Raw genomic sequence first — 14,455 nt, 5'->3', positions numbered from 1 at the left:
GTTTCCGCGTTTGTGTATGTGTTTGTGCCGGTGCCCGCAAGCGTCAGCGGCCGAACGGCGCGGGCCCCGCCGGCCCGCCTGCGCATGCGCCCGGTCAGGTGCCCCGATAGGGCTCTACATATTGCAGGGCCATGTCCCACGGGAAAAAGATCCACGTGTCCTGGCTGACCTCTGTGATGTAGCTGTCCACCATCGGGCGGCCTTTCGGCTTGGCATAGACGGTGGCGACATGGGCCTTGGGCATCGTGGCGCGCACGACGTCCAGCGTGCGACCGGTATCGACAAGGTCATCGACGATCAGAACGCCGGTGCCGTCGCCGATCAGGTCCATGTCGGGGGACTTGATGACCTTCGGGGCGCTCTGGGTCTGGTGGTTGTAGGATTTCACGCTGATCGTATCGACGATGCGGATGTCCAGTTCACGCGCCACGATCATCGCCGGGGCCATGCCGCCGCGGGTGATCGCGACCACGGCGCGCCATCCGCCCTCGTCGGGGCCCTGTCCGTCCAGCCGCCATGCCAGCGCACGGGCATCCCGGTGCAACTGGTCCCAGCTGACGTGAAATCCCTTTTCATGGGGCAGGCGGTCGCGGGCCATGGAATCCTCCGTTGTCTTCAGCGGTCCAGCAATAGGCGCAGTCCAAGCGCGCCCAGAACCGCCGCCGCAAGACGGTCGATCAGCGGCTTGGCGCGCAAATACCCTGTGCGGGCGGTTCGTGTCGACAGAAGGGCAGCGAAAAGACCATAGACGACCACTTCGACCGCAAGGTGGTTCAGGACGACCGCCCCCTTTTCGACCAAGGTCAGGGTCGGCGGAAAGATCACGATCAGAACCGATGCCGCGAACAGAACCGACTTCGGGTTCGCAAGATTGACGAGCATCCCGCCGACAAAGGCGCGGTGGGCCGGCATCGTGGGCTCTGCCACCGGGGTGCGGGCGTCGCGCCACATCGTCCAGGCGATGTAGAGCAGATACAGCGCGCCCGCGACCTTGAGGCCGACAAAGGCCCACGGGAAGAGCCGGAAGGCCGCGTCAAGGCCAAGCAGCGCGGCGCCGGTCCATCCCGCGGCGACCATCCCAAGCCCGGCACCCGCGGCCATCCCGGCCCGCCGTCCGCGCGAGATGGCCATTTTCAGCGCATAAAGGAGCGCCGGACCCGGCACCGCCATCGCCGCCAGAAGCGTCAGGTTGAAGGCGAGGAGATGCGCAAACTGCAACGATCAGCCCTTGCGGCCGGTGACCGCGTCGATATCAGGCGCATCCACCGCCTTCATCCCCACGCAGTGATAGCCCGCATCGACGTGATGGGTTTCCCCGGTCACGGCGCTGCCGAGATCGGACAAAAGGTAGAGGGCGGACTTGCCGACCTCATCCTGCGTGACGTTGCGGCGCAGCGGAGAGTTCAACTCGTTCCACTTCATGATGTAGCGGAAGTCGCCGATGCCGCTGGCGGCCAGCGTCTTGATCGGCCCGGCCGAGATCGCGTTGACGCGGATGCCGTCCTTGCCCAGATCCTCCGCCAGGTATTTGACCGACGCCTCCAGTGCGGCCTTGGCCACGCCCATCACGTTGTAATGGGGCATCACCTTTTCGGCGCCGTAATAGGTCAGGGTGAGGGCAGAGCCGCCCTCGGCCATCATCTTCGCGGCGCGCTGCACCACGGCCGTGAAGGAAAAGACAGAGATGTCCATGGTCATGGCGAAGTTGTCACGCGTCGTGTCGACATAGCGCCCGCGCAACTGCTCCTTGTCGGAAAAGCCGATGGCATGAACGATGAAGTCCAGATGATCCCAGCGCTTGGCGAGGTTGTCGAACAGGTTATCAAGCGACCCCTCGTCGGCCACGTCGCATTCCAGCACGATGTCGCTGCCGACCTGTTCGGCCAGCGGCGCCACACGTTTCTTGAGCGCGTCACCCTGGTAGGAGAACGCAAGCTCTGCCCCATGCTCCGCGCATTGTCGCGCGACGCCCCACGCGATGGACTTGTCGTTGGCAAGCCCCATGATCAGTCCGCGCTTGCCTTCCATCAGTTTCGTTGACATCCCGGAGCCCTCGACCACCTGTTCAGAAAAGTTGAGCCGGTGTAGGGCAAATGGATTGGCCCATCAAGACCATGAGACCAAGGCAGGAGCGCGCAGGCATGGCGGATAGAGACGGGATTTTCGCGGGGGACGATCCGTTCGAGATCGCACGGCGGTGGCTGGCCGAGGCCGAGAAGACGGAAATCAACGACCCCAGCGCGATCGCGCTTGCGACGGTCGACGGCGGCGGATTGCCGAATGTGCGCATGGTCCTGCTCAAGGAAATTGAGGACGACGGCTTCCTGTTCTACACCAACTATGAGAGCGTGAAGGCAGAGGAAATATTTGCCTCTGGCAAGGCCGCGTTCGTGCTACACTGGAAGTCTTTAAGGCGACAAATTCGGGTGCGAGGGATTACCGAGGAGGAGAACGGCGAAAAGGCCGATGCGTATTTCGCGTCGCGTGCGCTGAAAAGCCGTCTGGGCGCATGGGCATCGCGGCAATCCCGTCCACTGGGATCGCGCCGGGAACTTCTGGCAGACGTCGCGCGGGTGACGGCACAGCATGGGACAGCTCCGAAACGGCCGCCGTTCTGGGGTGGCTTCCGGTTGCGGCCTGTCGAGATAGAGTTTTGGGCGGACGGGGCCTTCCGCCTGCACGACCGCTTCCGTTGGGTGCGGAAAGAAGTTGACGAAGCGTGGGAAACTGCGAGACTTTTTCCTTGAAATTCGCGCTTCGCGAATTTTTCCCGCCGCCGATTTTCGGTGAATTCGGGTTGCATCGGTCGGCGGGTCTGTCACAAGTGAACGAGGGGAGGCCCACCTGACGCCGGGTACGGGTGATATGAGCGAACACGAGGAAGCAGAGCCACGTCAGGCGGAAGGCACGGTCAAATGGTTTGACCCGGGCAAGGGCTTTGGGTTCGTGGTGCCCGCAAGCGGCGGGCCGGACATCCTGTTGCACGCGAACGTCCTGCGGAATTTCGGCCAAAGCTCGGTGGCCGACGATGCGGGCATCGTTCTGATGGTGCAGGAGACGTCGCGCGGTTTGCAGGCGACCGAGGTTATCAGCATCGCGCCGCCGGATCCGGGGCAGAAGCCGGTCCTCGAAGACGAGATGGATCTGGATGAGGAGGCGCTTGCGGCCATCCCTCTGGAACCGGCCCGGGTCAAGTGGTTCGACAAGACCAAGGGCTTCGGCTTTGCCAATGTCTTTGGCCGCCCGGACGATGTTTTCATTCATATCGAGGTGCTGCGGCGTTCGGGCCTTGCGGATCTTCAGCCGGGGGAGGCGATTGCCGTTCGCGTGACGCTGGGAAAGCGCGGCCAACTGGCGATCACGGTGGGACCATGGGAAAGCGCCTTGTGCGATCAATAGCCTTGGCAATCGCCGCCTGCCTTGTGGCCGGCGTTGCGATTGCACAATGCGACATGCGTCACGTCGATCTGAGGGGCGACTGGGGCAGAGCGCGGTTTGCCGTCGAACTGGCCGACGACCCCGGTGAGCGTGCGCAGGGGTTGATGTATCGGGAGAACATGCCGCCTTTGGCCGGCATGCTGTTTCTGTACCCCTCCCCGCAACCGGTCGCCTTCTGGATGGAAAACACGCTGATCCCGCTGGATATGCTGTTTCTGGACCAGACAGGCCGGGTTGTGAAAATCCACGAAAACGCCCGGCCACTCGACCGCACGGCCATCGACGGCGGGCCGAACATTCTTGCCGTTCTGGAAATCAACGGCGGCATGGCGCGCCGGATGGGCATCGTGCCGGGCAGCGAGTTGCGCTATCCGCTTCTGGATCAGACCATCGCGGCATGGCCCTGCGGGGCGGAATAGGGCCCGGGCTGCCGATGGGGCTCACGCCAAGGCTTTGCATCTGCCGCGGGCTCGGGTATCAGGGTCGTCAGTCGGGGCGTAGCGCAGCCTGGTAGCGCGTCGGTTTTGGGTACCGAAGGTCGTGAGTTCGAATCTCGCCGCCCCGACCATCTTCATCGATTTTGGCTTTGGCGGTCTGGTTCGCGTCCGGGGCGGTTCGTAACCCGATGCGACCGATGGGTGCTCCCGACGGCCCTTAGCCAAAACAACCATCGGTTGTAAATGCCTTGGGTTGTTGGCTTTTCCGGTGACCGATCCCCGCGCCGACCTCCCGCCGTGAATCAAGCCCTAGTGGTTCGTCGGCCGGTCAACACCAAAAACTTGTGCAAATTAACGAAAAATCCATTGACCCGGTCGCCCCATTTCCGCCAATTTGTGGCCACGGGGTGCGGCGCCACAATATATAGGGGCGGCATCGGCGACAGGACAGAACATCGACATCGACAGGTTGCGCCACTGGCGCCAACGACCCGGAGAGGCAGAGTTCCGGGGCCTGCGATGTCTTGGCCGGCAGTTGGCCGGCGAAACGACAAACTTGGACGGGGCAGACCATGAAAATCGAACGCAGATTCACCACCGAGGACACCGGCGCATACGGCGCAATCGAGTTTGCCGTGGCGACGTCGGAGATCCGAAATCCCGATGGGACGGTGGTGTTTCGTCTCGATGAGGTCGAGGTGCCCGCGGGGTGGAGCCAGGTCGCCAGCGACGTGATCGCGCAGAAATATTTCCGCAAGGCAGGCGTTGCCGCACGGCTGAAGAAGGTGCCCGAGGACGATGTGCCGGACTTCCTCTGGCGCTCCGTCCCCGACACAGAGGCGCTGGCCGATCTGCCCGAGGAGGACCGTTTCGGCGGGGAAACCTCCGCCAAGCAGGTGTTCGACCGTCTGGCGGGCGCCTGGGCCTATTGGGGCTGGAAGGGTGGCTACTTCACCGACGAATCCGACGCCCGCGCCTATTACGACGAGATGCGCTATATGCTGGCCACCCAGCGCGCGGCCCCGAACAGCCCGCAATGGTTCAACACCGGCCTGCACTGGGCCTATGGCATCGACGGGCCGAGCCAGGGCCATTTCTACGTCGACTACCGGACCGGCGAACTGGTGAAATCCGACTGCGCCTACGAACATCCCCAGCCCCATGCCTGCTTCATCCAGTCGATTCAGGACGATCTGGTTAACGAAGGCGGCATCATGGACCTGTGGGTGCGCGAGGCACGGCTGTTCAAGTACGGCTCGGGCACGGGCACAAACTTTTCCTCCCTGCGCGCCGAAGGAGAGGCGCTGTCGGGCGGCGGTAAATCAAGCGGTTTGATGGGTTTTCTGCGTATCGGCGACCGGGCGGCCGGTGCGATAAAGTCAGGCGGGACAACCCGTCGAGCAGCGAAGATGGTGATCTGCGACATGGATCACCCGGATATCGAGCAGTTCATCAACTGGAAGGTTATCGAGGAACAGAAGGTCGCAAGCCTCGTGGCGGGCTCCAAGACCCATGAAAAACACCTCAACGAGATCTTCGGGGCCATCCGGGCCTGGGACGGGAAGGAAGAGGACGCCTTTGATCCCGCGGCCAACGCGGGGCTGAAAACGGCGATCCGGGCGGCCAAGAAAGCCCTCATCCCCGAGGCCTATGTAAAGCGCGTGCTCGACTACGCACGCCAGGGGTATTCGTCCATCGAGTTCCCCACCTACGACACAGACTGGGACAGCGAAGCCTATGGCACCGTGTCGGGCCAGAATTCCAACAACTCGGTCCGGGTGACCGATGCCTTCCTGAAGGCGGTCCGCGAAGACGCAGACTGGGAACTGATCCGGCGCACCGACGGTGGCATCGCCAAGACCGTAAAGGCACGCGAACTGTGGGAACAGGTGGGTCACGCCGCCTGGTCCTGCGCCGATCCGGGGATCCAGTTCCACGACACGATCAACGCCTGGCACACCTGCCCGGCAGACGGGGATATCCGCGCGTCCAACCCGTGTTCGGAATACATGTTCCTGGACGACACGGCCTGCAACCTCGCCTCGATGAACCTGCTGACCTTCTGGGAAGACGGGCAGTTCCAGGCCGAGGACTACATCCACGCCACCCGGCTTTGGACCCTGACGCTGGAAGTCAGCGTGATGATGGCGCAGTTCCCGTCGAAGGAAATCGCGAAACTGTCCTACGACTTCCGGACGCTGGGGCTGGGCTATGCCAATATCGGCGGCCTGCTGATGACCATGGGGCTGGGCTATGACAGCCCCGAGGGGCGCGCGATGTGCGGTGCACTGACCGCAATCCTCAGCGGTATCGCCTATGCCACCTCGGCCGAGATCGCGGGCGAACTGGGCACTTTCCCCGGCTATGATCGAAACGCCGATCACATGCTTCGCGTCATTCGCAACCACCGCAACGCAGCCTGGGGGCGGGACAAGGGCTATGACCGCCTGGCCGTTCAGCCCGTGCCGCTGGATCATGACAACTGCCCCGATGCGCGTCTCGTCGGTCTCGCGATGAGCGCGTGGGACAATGCCCTTGCGCTGGGCGAGGAGAACGGCTTCCGCAATGCGCAGGTTTCGGTGATCGCGCCGACCGGCACCATCGGGCTGGTGATGGATTGCGACACGACCGGGATCGAGCCCGACTTTGCGCTGGTGAAGTTCAAGAAGCTGGCCGGTGGCGGTTACTTCAAGATCATCAACCGCTCTGTCCCCGCGGCGCTGGAGGGGCTGGGCTACGGCCCCGAGCAGATCGCCGAGATCATCGACTACGCGGTCGGGCACGGCTCTCTCATGGGGGCGCCCGCGATTGATCACAAGGCGCTGCTCGGCCACGGCTTCGGGCAGGCGGAACTGGACAAGATCGAGGCGGCGCTTCCGTCGGCCTTCGACATCCGCTTCGTCTTCAACCAGTGGACCCTGGGTGAGGCCTTCTGCACCGAGGTTCTGGGCATCCCCGCCGAGAAACTGACCGACCCGGGCTTCGACCTGCTGCGGCATCTGGGCTTCACCAGGGCCGAGATCGAGGCCGCGAACGACCATGTCTGCGGGACCATGACGCTGGAAGGCGCCCCCCATCTGCGGACCGAACACTACCACGTCTTCGATTGCGCCAATGCCTGCGGCAAGAAAGGCAAGCGTTTCCTGTCGGTCGAGGCGCATATCAAGATGATGGCCGCGGCCCAAAGCTTCATCTCGGGCGCGATCTCCAAGACGATCAACATGCCCAACGATGCCAGCATCGAGGATTGCCTGAACGCCTATGAACTGTCCTGGTCGCTGGGGGTGAAGGCCAACGCGCTTTACCGCGACGGCTCCAAACTCAGCCAGCCCCTGGCTTCCAGCCTTGTCGAGGACGACGAGGAGGCCGAAGAGGTCCTGATGTCGGGCTCGGTCCCGGAAAAGGCCACGGTGATCGCCGAGAAGATCATCGAAAAGGTCGTGGTCAAGGAAATCCAGCGCTCCCACCGGGAAAAGCTGCCAGACCGGCGCAAGGGCTATACGCAAAAGGCCATCGTGGGCGGGCACAAGGTCTATCTGCGCACCGGCGAATATTCCGACGGCTCGCTGGGCGAGATCTTCATCGACATGCACAAGGAAGGCGCCGGCTTCCGGGCGATGATGAACAACTTCGCCATCGCGGTCTCGGTCGGTCTGCAATACGGCGTGCCGCTGGAGGAATTCGTGGAGGCCTTTACCTTCACCCGGTTTGAACCTGCGGGCATGGTGCAGGGCAATGACAGCGTCAAGAACGCCACGTCGATCCTGGACTACATCTTCCGCGAACTCGCGATCAGCTATCTCGACCGGACCGATCTGGCCCATGTCAAACCGCAGGGCGCGGCGTTCGAGGAACTGGGCGCGGGCGATGCAGAGGGCAAACCCAACGTGACCCCGGTGTCCGAACGCGCAGCGTCGAAATCGTTGGAGGTGCTGAAGCAGATCAGTTCCACCGGTTATCTGCGCAAGCGTCTGCCGCAGGAACTGGTCGTCCTTCAGGGGGGCGCTGCGGCGCTGGATGCCTCTGCCGCGGCCATCGCGATGGAGACCGTCGTGTCGGAAAGCCTGAACGAGACCGCGCTGGCCTCCGGCTCCGTTTCCATCGACGCGCGGACCAAGGCGAAGATGCAGGGCTATGAGGGCGACCCCTGCGGCGAATGCGGCAACTACACGCTGGTCAGGAACGGCACCTGCATGAAGTGCAACACCTGCGGCGCGACGTCTGGGTGCAGCTGACGCGACCCTGAGACAGGTCTGACGTAAAGGCGAAGGCGGCCCCGCATCGGGGGCCGCCTTTTGCCGCTCGACAGTCCGTCTGTGCGGTGGCAAACGGTGGCATGGCCGCATGGATCCCGATCACGCTGTTCGCCGCCTTCGTGCAGAACCTGCGCTTCATGCTTCAAAAGCATCTGAAGGCAACGCGGCTGTCCACCGGGGGCGCGACCTTTGCCCGGTTCGTCTTTTCCGCGCCGCTGGCCTTCGTGATCGTCGCCGTCTACATGGCTGTGACGGGGCAGGGCGTGCCGCATCTGTCATTGCGTTTCTGGACGTTGGCGATGGCCGGCGGGTTGTCGCAGATCGTGGCAACGATGTGCGTGGTGGCGCTTTTCGCCCACCGCAATTTCGCCGTCGGGATTACCTTCAAGAAGACCGAGGTTCTGCAAACCGCGCTGGTCAGCCTGATCGTGTTGGGCGAGGGCGTGTCGGTGCCCGGGCTCTTCGCGATCCTCGTGGGGTTTGTCGGCGTGATCCTTCTGTCGGATGCCCCCGCGGCGGCGGGCGTTCCCTGGCACCGGCGCCTGATGAACCCGGCTTCGGGGTTGGGGCTGGCCTCGGGCGTGTTGTTCGCGATGTCGGCCACGGGCTATCGCGGGGCGTCGCTGGCGCTCGGGCTCGATGACGTGTTCCTGAGTGCGGCGCTACTGTTGTTCATCGTGGCGACCTCGCAAAGCCTTGCCATGGCCGCTTGGCTGGCCCTGCGCGAGCGGGGAGAGATCACGCGCGTTCTTGCCAACTGGCGCGTGACGGCGCTGGTCGGGCTGACCTCGCTTCTGGGCTCGGGCGGATGGTTTCTGGCCTTCACCTTGCAAAAGGCGGCCTATGTCAAGGCGCTGGGGCAGGTGGAACTGATCTTCAGCTTTCTTGCCGCGACCTTCGTCTTCAAGGAAAAGACCAGCGGGCGGGAACTGCTGGCGATGGGGTTCCTGAGCGCCTCGATCCTGATCCTGATCCTTGCGATCTGACGACGGCCTCACGCGCCGATCCGAAGGAACTCCGACCGCTCACCGAGGTTGTTGAAGAACGGAACGCTTGCGGGCGGCATGCCGTTGCGGACCATCGCCATGACTTCGGCCAGCACGACCTCGGTGATGAAGGGCAGGTTGAACGATCGCGCCTTGGACAGGGGGACCCATTGCAGGTGGCGCAACTCGTCCTCGGCACCCGAGAAATCATCGGGATCGCTGGCCAGCGATCCGGCCTCAACAAGGAAAAACCGGGCATCGAAGCGGCGCGGCCGGCCGGGCGGCGTGATCGCGCGAAACACGAAATGAACGCCTGCAGCCGAGGGCCGGAAACCCGCGTCGGCAAACCCGCGCCATCCGCGGGGCGCGGGCCCGGGCCAAACGCCGGGCTGCCCCAGGACAAGCCCGGTTTCCTCCCACAGCTCGCGGATCGCTGCGGCGACAAGGGCCGGGGCCACGTCCGGGTCCGCATGCCGGGAGAGGCGGGTTTCGCACAAGTGGGAGAGCGGGCAGGCCAGCGGAACCGACGCATCCTCGGCATCCACGGCGCCGCCGGGAAAGACGAACTTGTCGGGCATGAACGCGGCAGAGGAGCCGCGCTGGCCCATCAGAACGCTTGGCACGCCGCCCGTGTCACGCAGCACGATCACGCTGGCCGCATCGCGGATCGGCGGGCCGTCTACCGCCTGTGGCCGAAGCCGTGCATCCTCTTGGCCCATTGCAGTGCCACCATGACCCCTTTCAACCTTGGCAGAAGGTACAGGGCCAGCGCGACGCAGCCAATGGAGAATATCGAGGTCAGCACCAGCGGATCGGGCTTGAACACCATGACCGCCGCCACGATCGGGGGCGCCATCAGGAATCCCACGATCAGGATCGTCAGATAGGCGGGCCCATCGTCGGAATGGTGGTGGTGCAATTCTTCCATGCAGACCGGGCAGTGCTCCCGCACATCAAGATAACCCGACAACATCGGCCCCGCCCCGCAACTCGGGCAGCGTTTGCACCAACCACGAAGCAGCGCCGAACCAAGCGGCCGGTGACCCGTTTCATGCATATCAATATCTGTCGTTGCCATGTCGACCCGCCTCCGGGGCGTTTCTGCGTGCAAGTTTGATTTTGAATCTAATAACTCGCGAATGCGTTAACAGGTGGCCTGCTGTCCTTGCGGCGGGATGTCGCAAATCTTTCGCACCGGGCGACGGAAAGCGTTTCGACCTCCGTAGAAGTGGATGAACGCGGGCCACAAGGCTTGCGTCCGGAACGGCCTTGGAGAGAAGGAGAAACGAAATGAAACATGGAAAATCAATGATTTCGCAGAAGCTGGCGCTGGTTGCCGGGGCCGCTGCGGTGCTTTTCGTTGCCCTGCCGGCGGGGGCGCAGCCCGTGGCGAACAGCCGCGCCGACATGATGTTCGACCGGATGGACGCCGATGACAACGGTACGGTCAGCCTTGAGGAATTCACCGCCCGCGCCAAGGCGCGGTTCGGGTCGCTTGATACCGACAAGGACGGCTTGATTTCGGCGGAAGAGGCCGAGGGGCTTGGGCCGATGCGGAACGGGCGCGGCATGGGCCGTGGCGGCCGTGGCCCGGGACAGGGCTATGGCATGGGGCCCGGCATGGGCCAAGGCAATGGCATGGGCCCGGGCATGGGGCAGGGCTATGGAATGGGCCCCGGCATGGGGCAAGGCTATGGCATGGGCCCCGGCATGGGGCAAGGCTATGGAATGGGCCCCGGCATGGGGCAGGGCTATGGCATGGGCCCCGGCATGGGGCAAGGTTACGGCATGCAGCCCGGCTGTGGGATGTCCCCCGGCGGGATGGGCCCGGGCAACGGTATGGGTCCCGGCAATGGCATGGGGCCGCGCCCGGGCATGATGGGGCAGGGTCAGGGTATGGGCCACGGCTATGGCATGTTCGGCGGTCTGCAGGGTGACGGCGCGCCGAACTATGGCGGCTTCGGCGATCCGACCCTCAGCGACGAGGCCCGTGCCGAACGGGCGCAGGCGCTGGTCGAGATGATGGACGCCGATGGCGACGGCAAGCTCAACCCCGAGGAAATGGCCGCGCGTCCGGGGCCCGAGATGATCTTCAATCGGATCGACGCCGATGGCGACGGGTCGATCTCGAAGGAGGAATTCGGTGCCGCGGCGCAGAACTTCCGCCCGATGCGCGGTCGCTGGTAACGGCGTGCAGGGCTGGCGGGGCAGTTTTGCCCCGCCGGACTTGCGGGGCGAACGGGTGCGCACTAGGCCGGAGACAGGATGGACATGCCTTTCGATGCCGTGAACGAGAGTTCTGACGAAGAACTGCTGACCGCCTATGGGCGGGGCGATGCACGGGCCGCGCGGGTTCTGACCATGCGGTTGACGCCGTGGGTCCTGTCCTATGCCGCACGCCTGACCGGCGATCGGGCCGAGGCCGAGGATGTCGCGCAAGAGGCCATGCTGCGCCTCTGGCGCGTGGCGCCCGACTGGCGGGTGGGGGAGGCCAAGGTCACGACATGGCTGTACCGCGTGGTCACCAACCTGTGCACCGACCGGCTGCGCCGGCGGCGCGGGCAGGGGCTGGACGAGGTGCCCGAACCGCCCGACGACGCACCGGGGGCCGAGGCCCGTCTGCAACAGGCGGCCCGGGTGGATGCCCTGCAACAGGCGCTTGGCACATTGCCAGCGCGGCAAAGGCAGGCGGTCGTCCTGCGCCATGTCGAGGGTCTGGCGAACCCCGAGATTGCCGAAATCATGGAGATCAGCACCGAGGCGGTCGAAAGCCTGACTGCGCGGGGCAAACGGGCGCTGGCGGCGGCACTTGCCCCCCGGCGTCAGGAACTGGGGTTTGAAGATGACTGAGCAGCGGATGACAGACAGCGAACTCGACACGCTTTTCGCGGCGGCCCGGACCGACAGGACAGAGCCTTCCGCAGCCTTCCTGGACCGGGTGATGGACGACGCGATGGCCGCATGCCCCGCCCCGGCCCCTGAGCGTTCCGCAAGGCGATCGCGCCCGGCCCCGCGCGGGGTGCTGGCCGGACTGGTTGCGGCACTTGGCGGCTGGCCGGCGATGGGCGGGCTCGCCACGGCGGGGCTTTTCGGGCTCTGGATCGGCTATGCCGCCCCGGGGCCCTTGACACCTACACCACTCAATTTCTGGGCGGCGGCTATGACATGGCCGACATGATGCCCGATCTCGATACCTATCTGGCGGAGGGCTGATCGTGGCCGAGACGACCGACATTCAAAACCGCGGCACGCCGCCCTGGCTCCGCGTGACATTGGGGATCAGCCTCACGCTCAACCTGTTGATCGTTGGCATCGTCGCCGGGGCGATCATCAGCCACCGGCCGGGCGGCCCGATGCGCGGGGACCCGTCGCTCAGGGAATTCGGCCCCTACGGCCGGGCTTTCGGTGACGAGGATCGCGCGGCGCTCCGCCAGGCTTTCCGCGAGCAAGCACCGCGCCTGCAAGAAAACCGAAAGGCCGTGCGCGCCGCGTTCGGTGACGTTCTGGCAGCCCTGAGGGCAGAGCCCTATGATGGCGACCGGGTGCGCGATCTTTTGCAGGCGCAGCATACCCGCATACAGGACCGGGTGACGCTGACGCGCGAGGTCTTCCTCAAACGCCTTGAGGCGATGACGCCCGAGCAGCGGGCCGACTTTGCGGACCGGCTGGAACGGACCCTGCGCCGAGGTCCGCCGCCCCACGACCGGGGACGGTAGGGCAGACCGAACGGCCAGCCCGCAAACAACCGGAAAACGACAAGGGGCCGATCTGCGGCCCCTTTTCACGTCTGTAGATGATGGTCGAAGGGGATCGCCCGCAGGGCCTTTCAGGCCGCCGTCTGGCTGATTTCGACGGTGTTCCGCCCCGACGCCTTGGCGCCATAAAGCGCGCGGTCGGCATGGTCCATCAGCACGCGGACCTCTGATTCCAGATCGTCCGTCTCGGCGGCCGGCGGCCGGCCTTCGCTGATCGCGGCGCCGATGCTGATAGTCACCTTGATCGCGTCGTGACCGTTGGGCAGGGGGACCGGGCGTTCCTCGATGGCGTGGCGCAGGCGTTCGGCGATCTGGCAGACATAGTCGGTATCGCTGTCGGGCAGGGCGACCATGAATTCCTCTCCGCCGATACGGGCGATCAGGTCGACCGGGCGCAGGTTGTCGCGCAGGCGTTGCGCCACCGCGGTCAGAACTGCATCGCCGGCGGCATGCCCGTAGGTGTCGTTCACCCGTTTGAAGCGGTCGATGTCCAGCAGCATCACGCCATAGCTTCGGTCGGTTTCCGCGGACCGCTGCGCGATGCGGGCCAGATGGGGCAGGGCATAGCGGCGGTTGAAAAGGCCGGTCAGCGGGTCGGTCACCGCAAGCCTCAGGCCGTTTTCAACGGTCGCCCGCAGGCTGTCGGCCTGGCGCTTGCGCTTGAGTTGCGTCTTGATCCGCAGGGCCAGTTCCTGCGGGTCGACCGGGGCCGTGATCAGGTCGTTCGCGCCCAGGTCCAGCGCCATCGCTGCGGTATCGCGCGCGGCCTCTGGCACCACGACAAGGATCGCGGCATAGCGGGTTTCGCTGCGCGCCCGCAATTCGCTAAGCATGCGCAGCCCCGTTCCCTCCGGTGCCAGATCGGCGTCGATCACGTAAAGGTCGGGGGTCTGGTCGCTTGCCGCAGGTTGCAGGGCCTCGGCCCGGGTCATGGGCGTGATGCGGTCGGAAATCAGCGGGTCCAGTTCCGTCCGCCAGCGGCGGGAGATCCGCGGATCGGCGCCGATCAGAGCGATTTCGCCGGGCGGCAGGAAGGTTTCCGGCGTCTCGCCAAAGCCCAGCATGCGCTGCGTGCCGTGGCGGAGGGCCAGTTCCTCGGCCGTTTCGCGGGCGCGCAGCAGGCTGCGCACGCGGGCCAGCAGGATCATCTCGTCCAGGGGCTTGGACAGGAATTCGTCCGCGCCGGCCTGCAAGGCGGCCATCTTTGCCCGGGTCCCGGTGGCCGCAGTCACAACGATCAGCGGAATGGCTGCGGTGTCCTGATCCGCCTTGAGGCGGCGGCAGAACTCTGTCCCGTCCATGTCGCGCAGCGTCATGTCCAGCAGGATCAGGTCGGGTTTTTCACGCCGCGCGATCTCGATCGCGCTTTGGCCATCGCTGGCCTGCAACACTTCGTAATGGGCGTCGCTCAGACGCACTTTCATGACGATCCGGTTCGTTGCCACGTCATCGACGATCAGTATTCGCCGGGACATCGCAGGCCCTCCTTGGGAAAGACGAAATGAAACACTGGTTAAACGGTCTTCTATGCTGCAGTCTTGCGGCCCAAGTGTTAACAAAGCCTTTAACCAATTGAGCAGGAG

General features: G+C 64.7%; 15 protein-coding genes and 1 tRNA gene. 10 read left to right on the top strand and 6 right to left on the bottom strand.

Going from position 1 to position 14,455, the window contains the following annotated elements; translation table 11 throughout:
- Nucleotides 1-94: 94 nt before the first annotated feature.
- The 3 genes from gpt to fabI are packed head-to-tail and all read right to left on the bottom strand — an operon-like array spanning nt 95 to nt 2,043.
- On the bottom strand, nt 95-598 hold the full coding sequence (gene gpt, locus RGUI_RS06755) for a xanthine phosphoribosyltransferase (RefSeq protein WP_081532345.1): 504 nt from the start codon (nt 596-598) through the stop codon (nt 95-97).
- Nucleotides 599-615: 17 nt separating this feature from the next.
- Nucleotides 616-1,218, bottom strand: a complete 603-nt coding sequence (locus tag RGUI_RS06750; protein WP_253798959.1) for a LysE family translocator — start codon at nt 1,216-1,218, stop codon at nt 616-618.
- A 3-nt stretch (nt 1,219-1,221) separates the two neighbouring features.
- Nucleotides 1,222-2,043 carry an enoyl-ACP reductase FabI gene (gene fabI, locus RGUI_RS06745; protein WP_081532344.1) on the bottom strand — a complete coding sequence of 274 codons (822 nt, stop codon included), beginning with the start codon at nt 2,041-2,043 and terminating at the stop codon, nt 1,222-1,224.
- Between the two features lie 98 nt (nt 2,044-2,141).
- Between fabI and pdxH the strand changes: the two genes are divergently transcribed.
- From pdxH to RGUI_RS06715, 6 genes are all read left to right on the top strand, one after another.
- Nucleotides 2,142-2,747, top strand: coding sequence for a pyridoxamine 5'-phosphate oxidase (gene pdxH / locus RGUI_RS06740; protein WP_081532343.1), 606 nt, complete (start codon nt 2,142-2,144; stop codon nt 2,745-2,747).
- Between the two features lie 118 nt (nt 2,748-2,865).
- Complete coding sequence (locus RGUI_RS06735; protein ID WP_081532342.1) at nt 2,866-3,399, top strand: cold-shock protein; 534 nt, start codon at nt 2,866-2,868, stop codon at nt 3,397-3,399.
- Between the two features lie 53 nt (nt 3,400-3,452).
- Complete coding sequence (locus RGUI_RS06730) at nt 3,453-3,857, top strand: DUF192 domain-containing protein (protein ID WP_253798956.1); 405 nt, start codon at nt 3,453-3,455, stop codon at nt 3,855-3,857.
- 72 nt (nt 3,858-3,929) lie between these two features.
- A tRNA-Pro gene (locus tag RGUI_RS06725) sits at nt 3,930-4,006 on the top strand.
- Between the two features lie 441 nt (nt 4,007-4,447).
- Complete coding sequence (locus RGUI_RS06720; RefSeq protein WP_081532340.1) at nt 4,448-8,110, top strand: vitamin B12-dependent ribonucleotide reductase; 3,663 nt, start codon at nt 4,448-4,450, stop codon at nt 8,108-8,110.
- A gap of 101 nt (nt 8,111-8,211) precedes the next feature.
- Nucleotides 8,212-9,117, top strand: coding sequence for a DMT family transporter (locus RGUI_RS06715; protein ID WP_081532339.1), 906 nt, complete (start codon nt 8,212-8,214; stop codon nt 9,115-9,117).
- A gap of 8 nt (nt 9,118-9,125) precedes the next feature.
- On the opposite strand, the gene RGUI_RS06710 is transcribed toward RGUI_RS06715, so the two are convergent.
- Nucleotides 9,126-9,836, bottom strand: coding sequence for an NUDIX hydrolase (locus tag RGUI_RS06710; RefSeq protein WP_081532338.1), 711 nt, complete (start codon nt 9,834-9,836; stop codon nt 9,126-9,128).
- On the bottom strand, nt 9,797-10,195 hold the full coding sequence (locus RGUI_RS06705; protein WP_081532337.1) for a DUF983 domain-containing protein: 399 nt from the start codon (nt 10,193-10,195) through the stop codon (nt 9,797-9,799). The genes RGUI_RS06710 and RGUI_RS06705 overlap by 40 nt, the downstream gene beginning before the upstream one ends.
- Nucleotides 10,196-10,425: 230 nt before the next feature.
- Between RGUI_RS06705 and RGUI_RS06700 the strand changes: the two genes are divergently transcribed.
- The 4 genes from RGUI_RS06700 (at nt 10,426) to RGUI_RS06685 (ending at nt 12,833) form a co-directional block, all read left to right on the top strand.
- On the top strand, nt 10,426-11,304 hold the full coding sequence (locus RGUI_RS06700; RefSeq protein ID WP_216640108.1) for an EF-hand domain-containing protein: 879 nt from the start codon (nt 10,426-10,428) through the stop codon (nt 11,302-11,304).
- Between the two features lie 78 nt (nt 11,305-11,382).
- Nucleotides 11,383-11,967, top strand: coding sequence for an RNA polymerase sigma factor (locus RGUI_RS06695; RefSeq protein WP_081532335.1), 585 nt, complete (start codon nt 11,383-11,385; stop codon nt 11,965-11,967).
- A 7-nt stretch (nt 11,968-11,974) separates the two neighbouring features.
- A complete protein-coding gene (locus RGUI_RS06690; RefSeq protein WP_156882890.1) occupies nt 11,975-12,295 on the top strand; it encodes a dihydroorotate dehydrogenase in 321 nt (106 codons plus the stop codon).
- Between the two features lie 37 nt (nt 12,296-12,332).
- Nucleotides 12,333-12,833 (top strand): periplasmic heavy metal sensor, encoded by a 501-nt coding sequence (locus tag RGUI_RS06685; protein WP_172841096.1) that lies wholly within the window; start codon nt 12,333-12,335, stop codon nt 12,831-12,833.
- Between the two features lie 110 nt (nt 12,834-12,943).
- On the opposite strand, the gene RGUI_RS06680 is transcribed toward RGUI_RS06685, so the two are convergent.
- Nucleotides 12,944-14,347, bottom strand: coding sequence for a diguanylate cyclase (locus RGUI_RS06680; protein WP_081532332.1), 1,404 nt, complete (start codon nt 14,345-14,347; stop codon nt 12,944-12,946).
- Nucleotides 14,348-14,455: the final 108 nt, after the last annotated feature.

The sequence above is a fragment of the Rhodovulum sp. P5 genome (assembly GCF_002079305.1).
Lineage (GTDB): Bacteria > Pseudomonadota > Alphaproteobacteria > Rhodobacterales > Rhodobacteraceae > Rhodovulum.
Note: the sequence above shows the minus strand (reverse complement) of the source record. Positions and strands in the feature narration are given on the sequence as shown.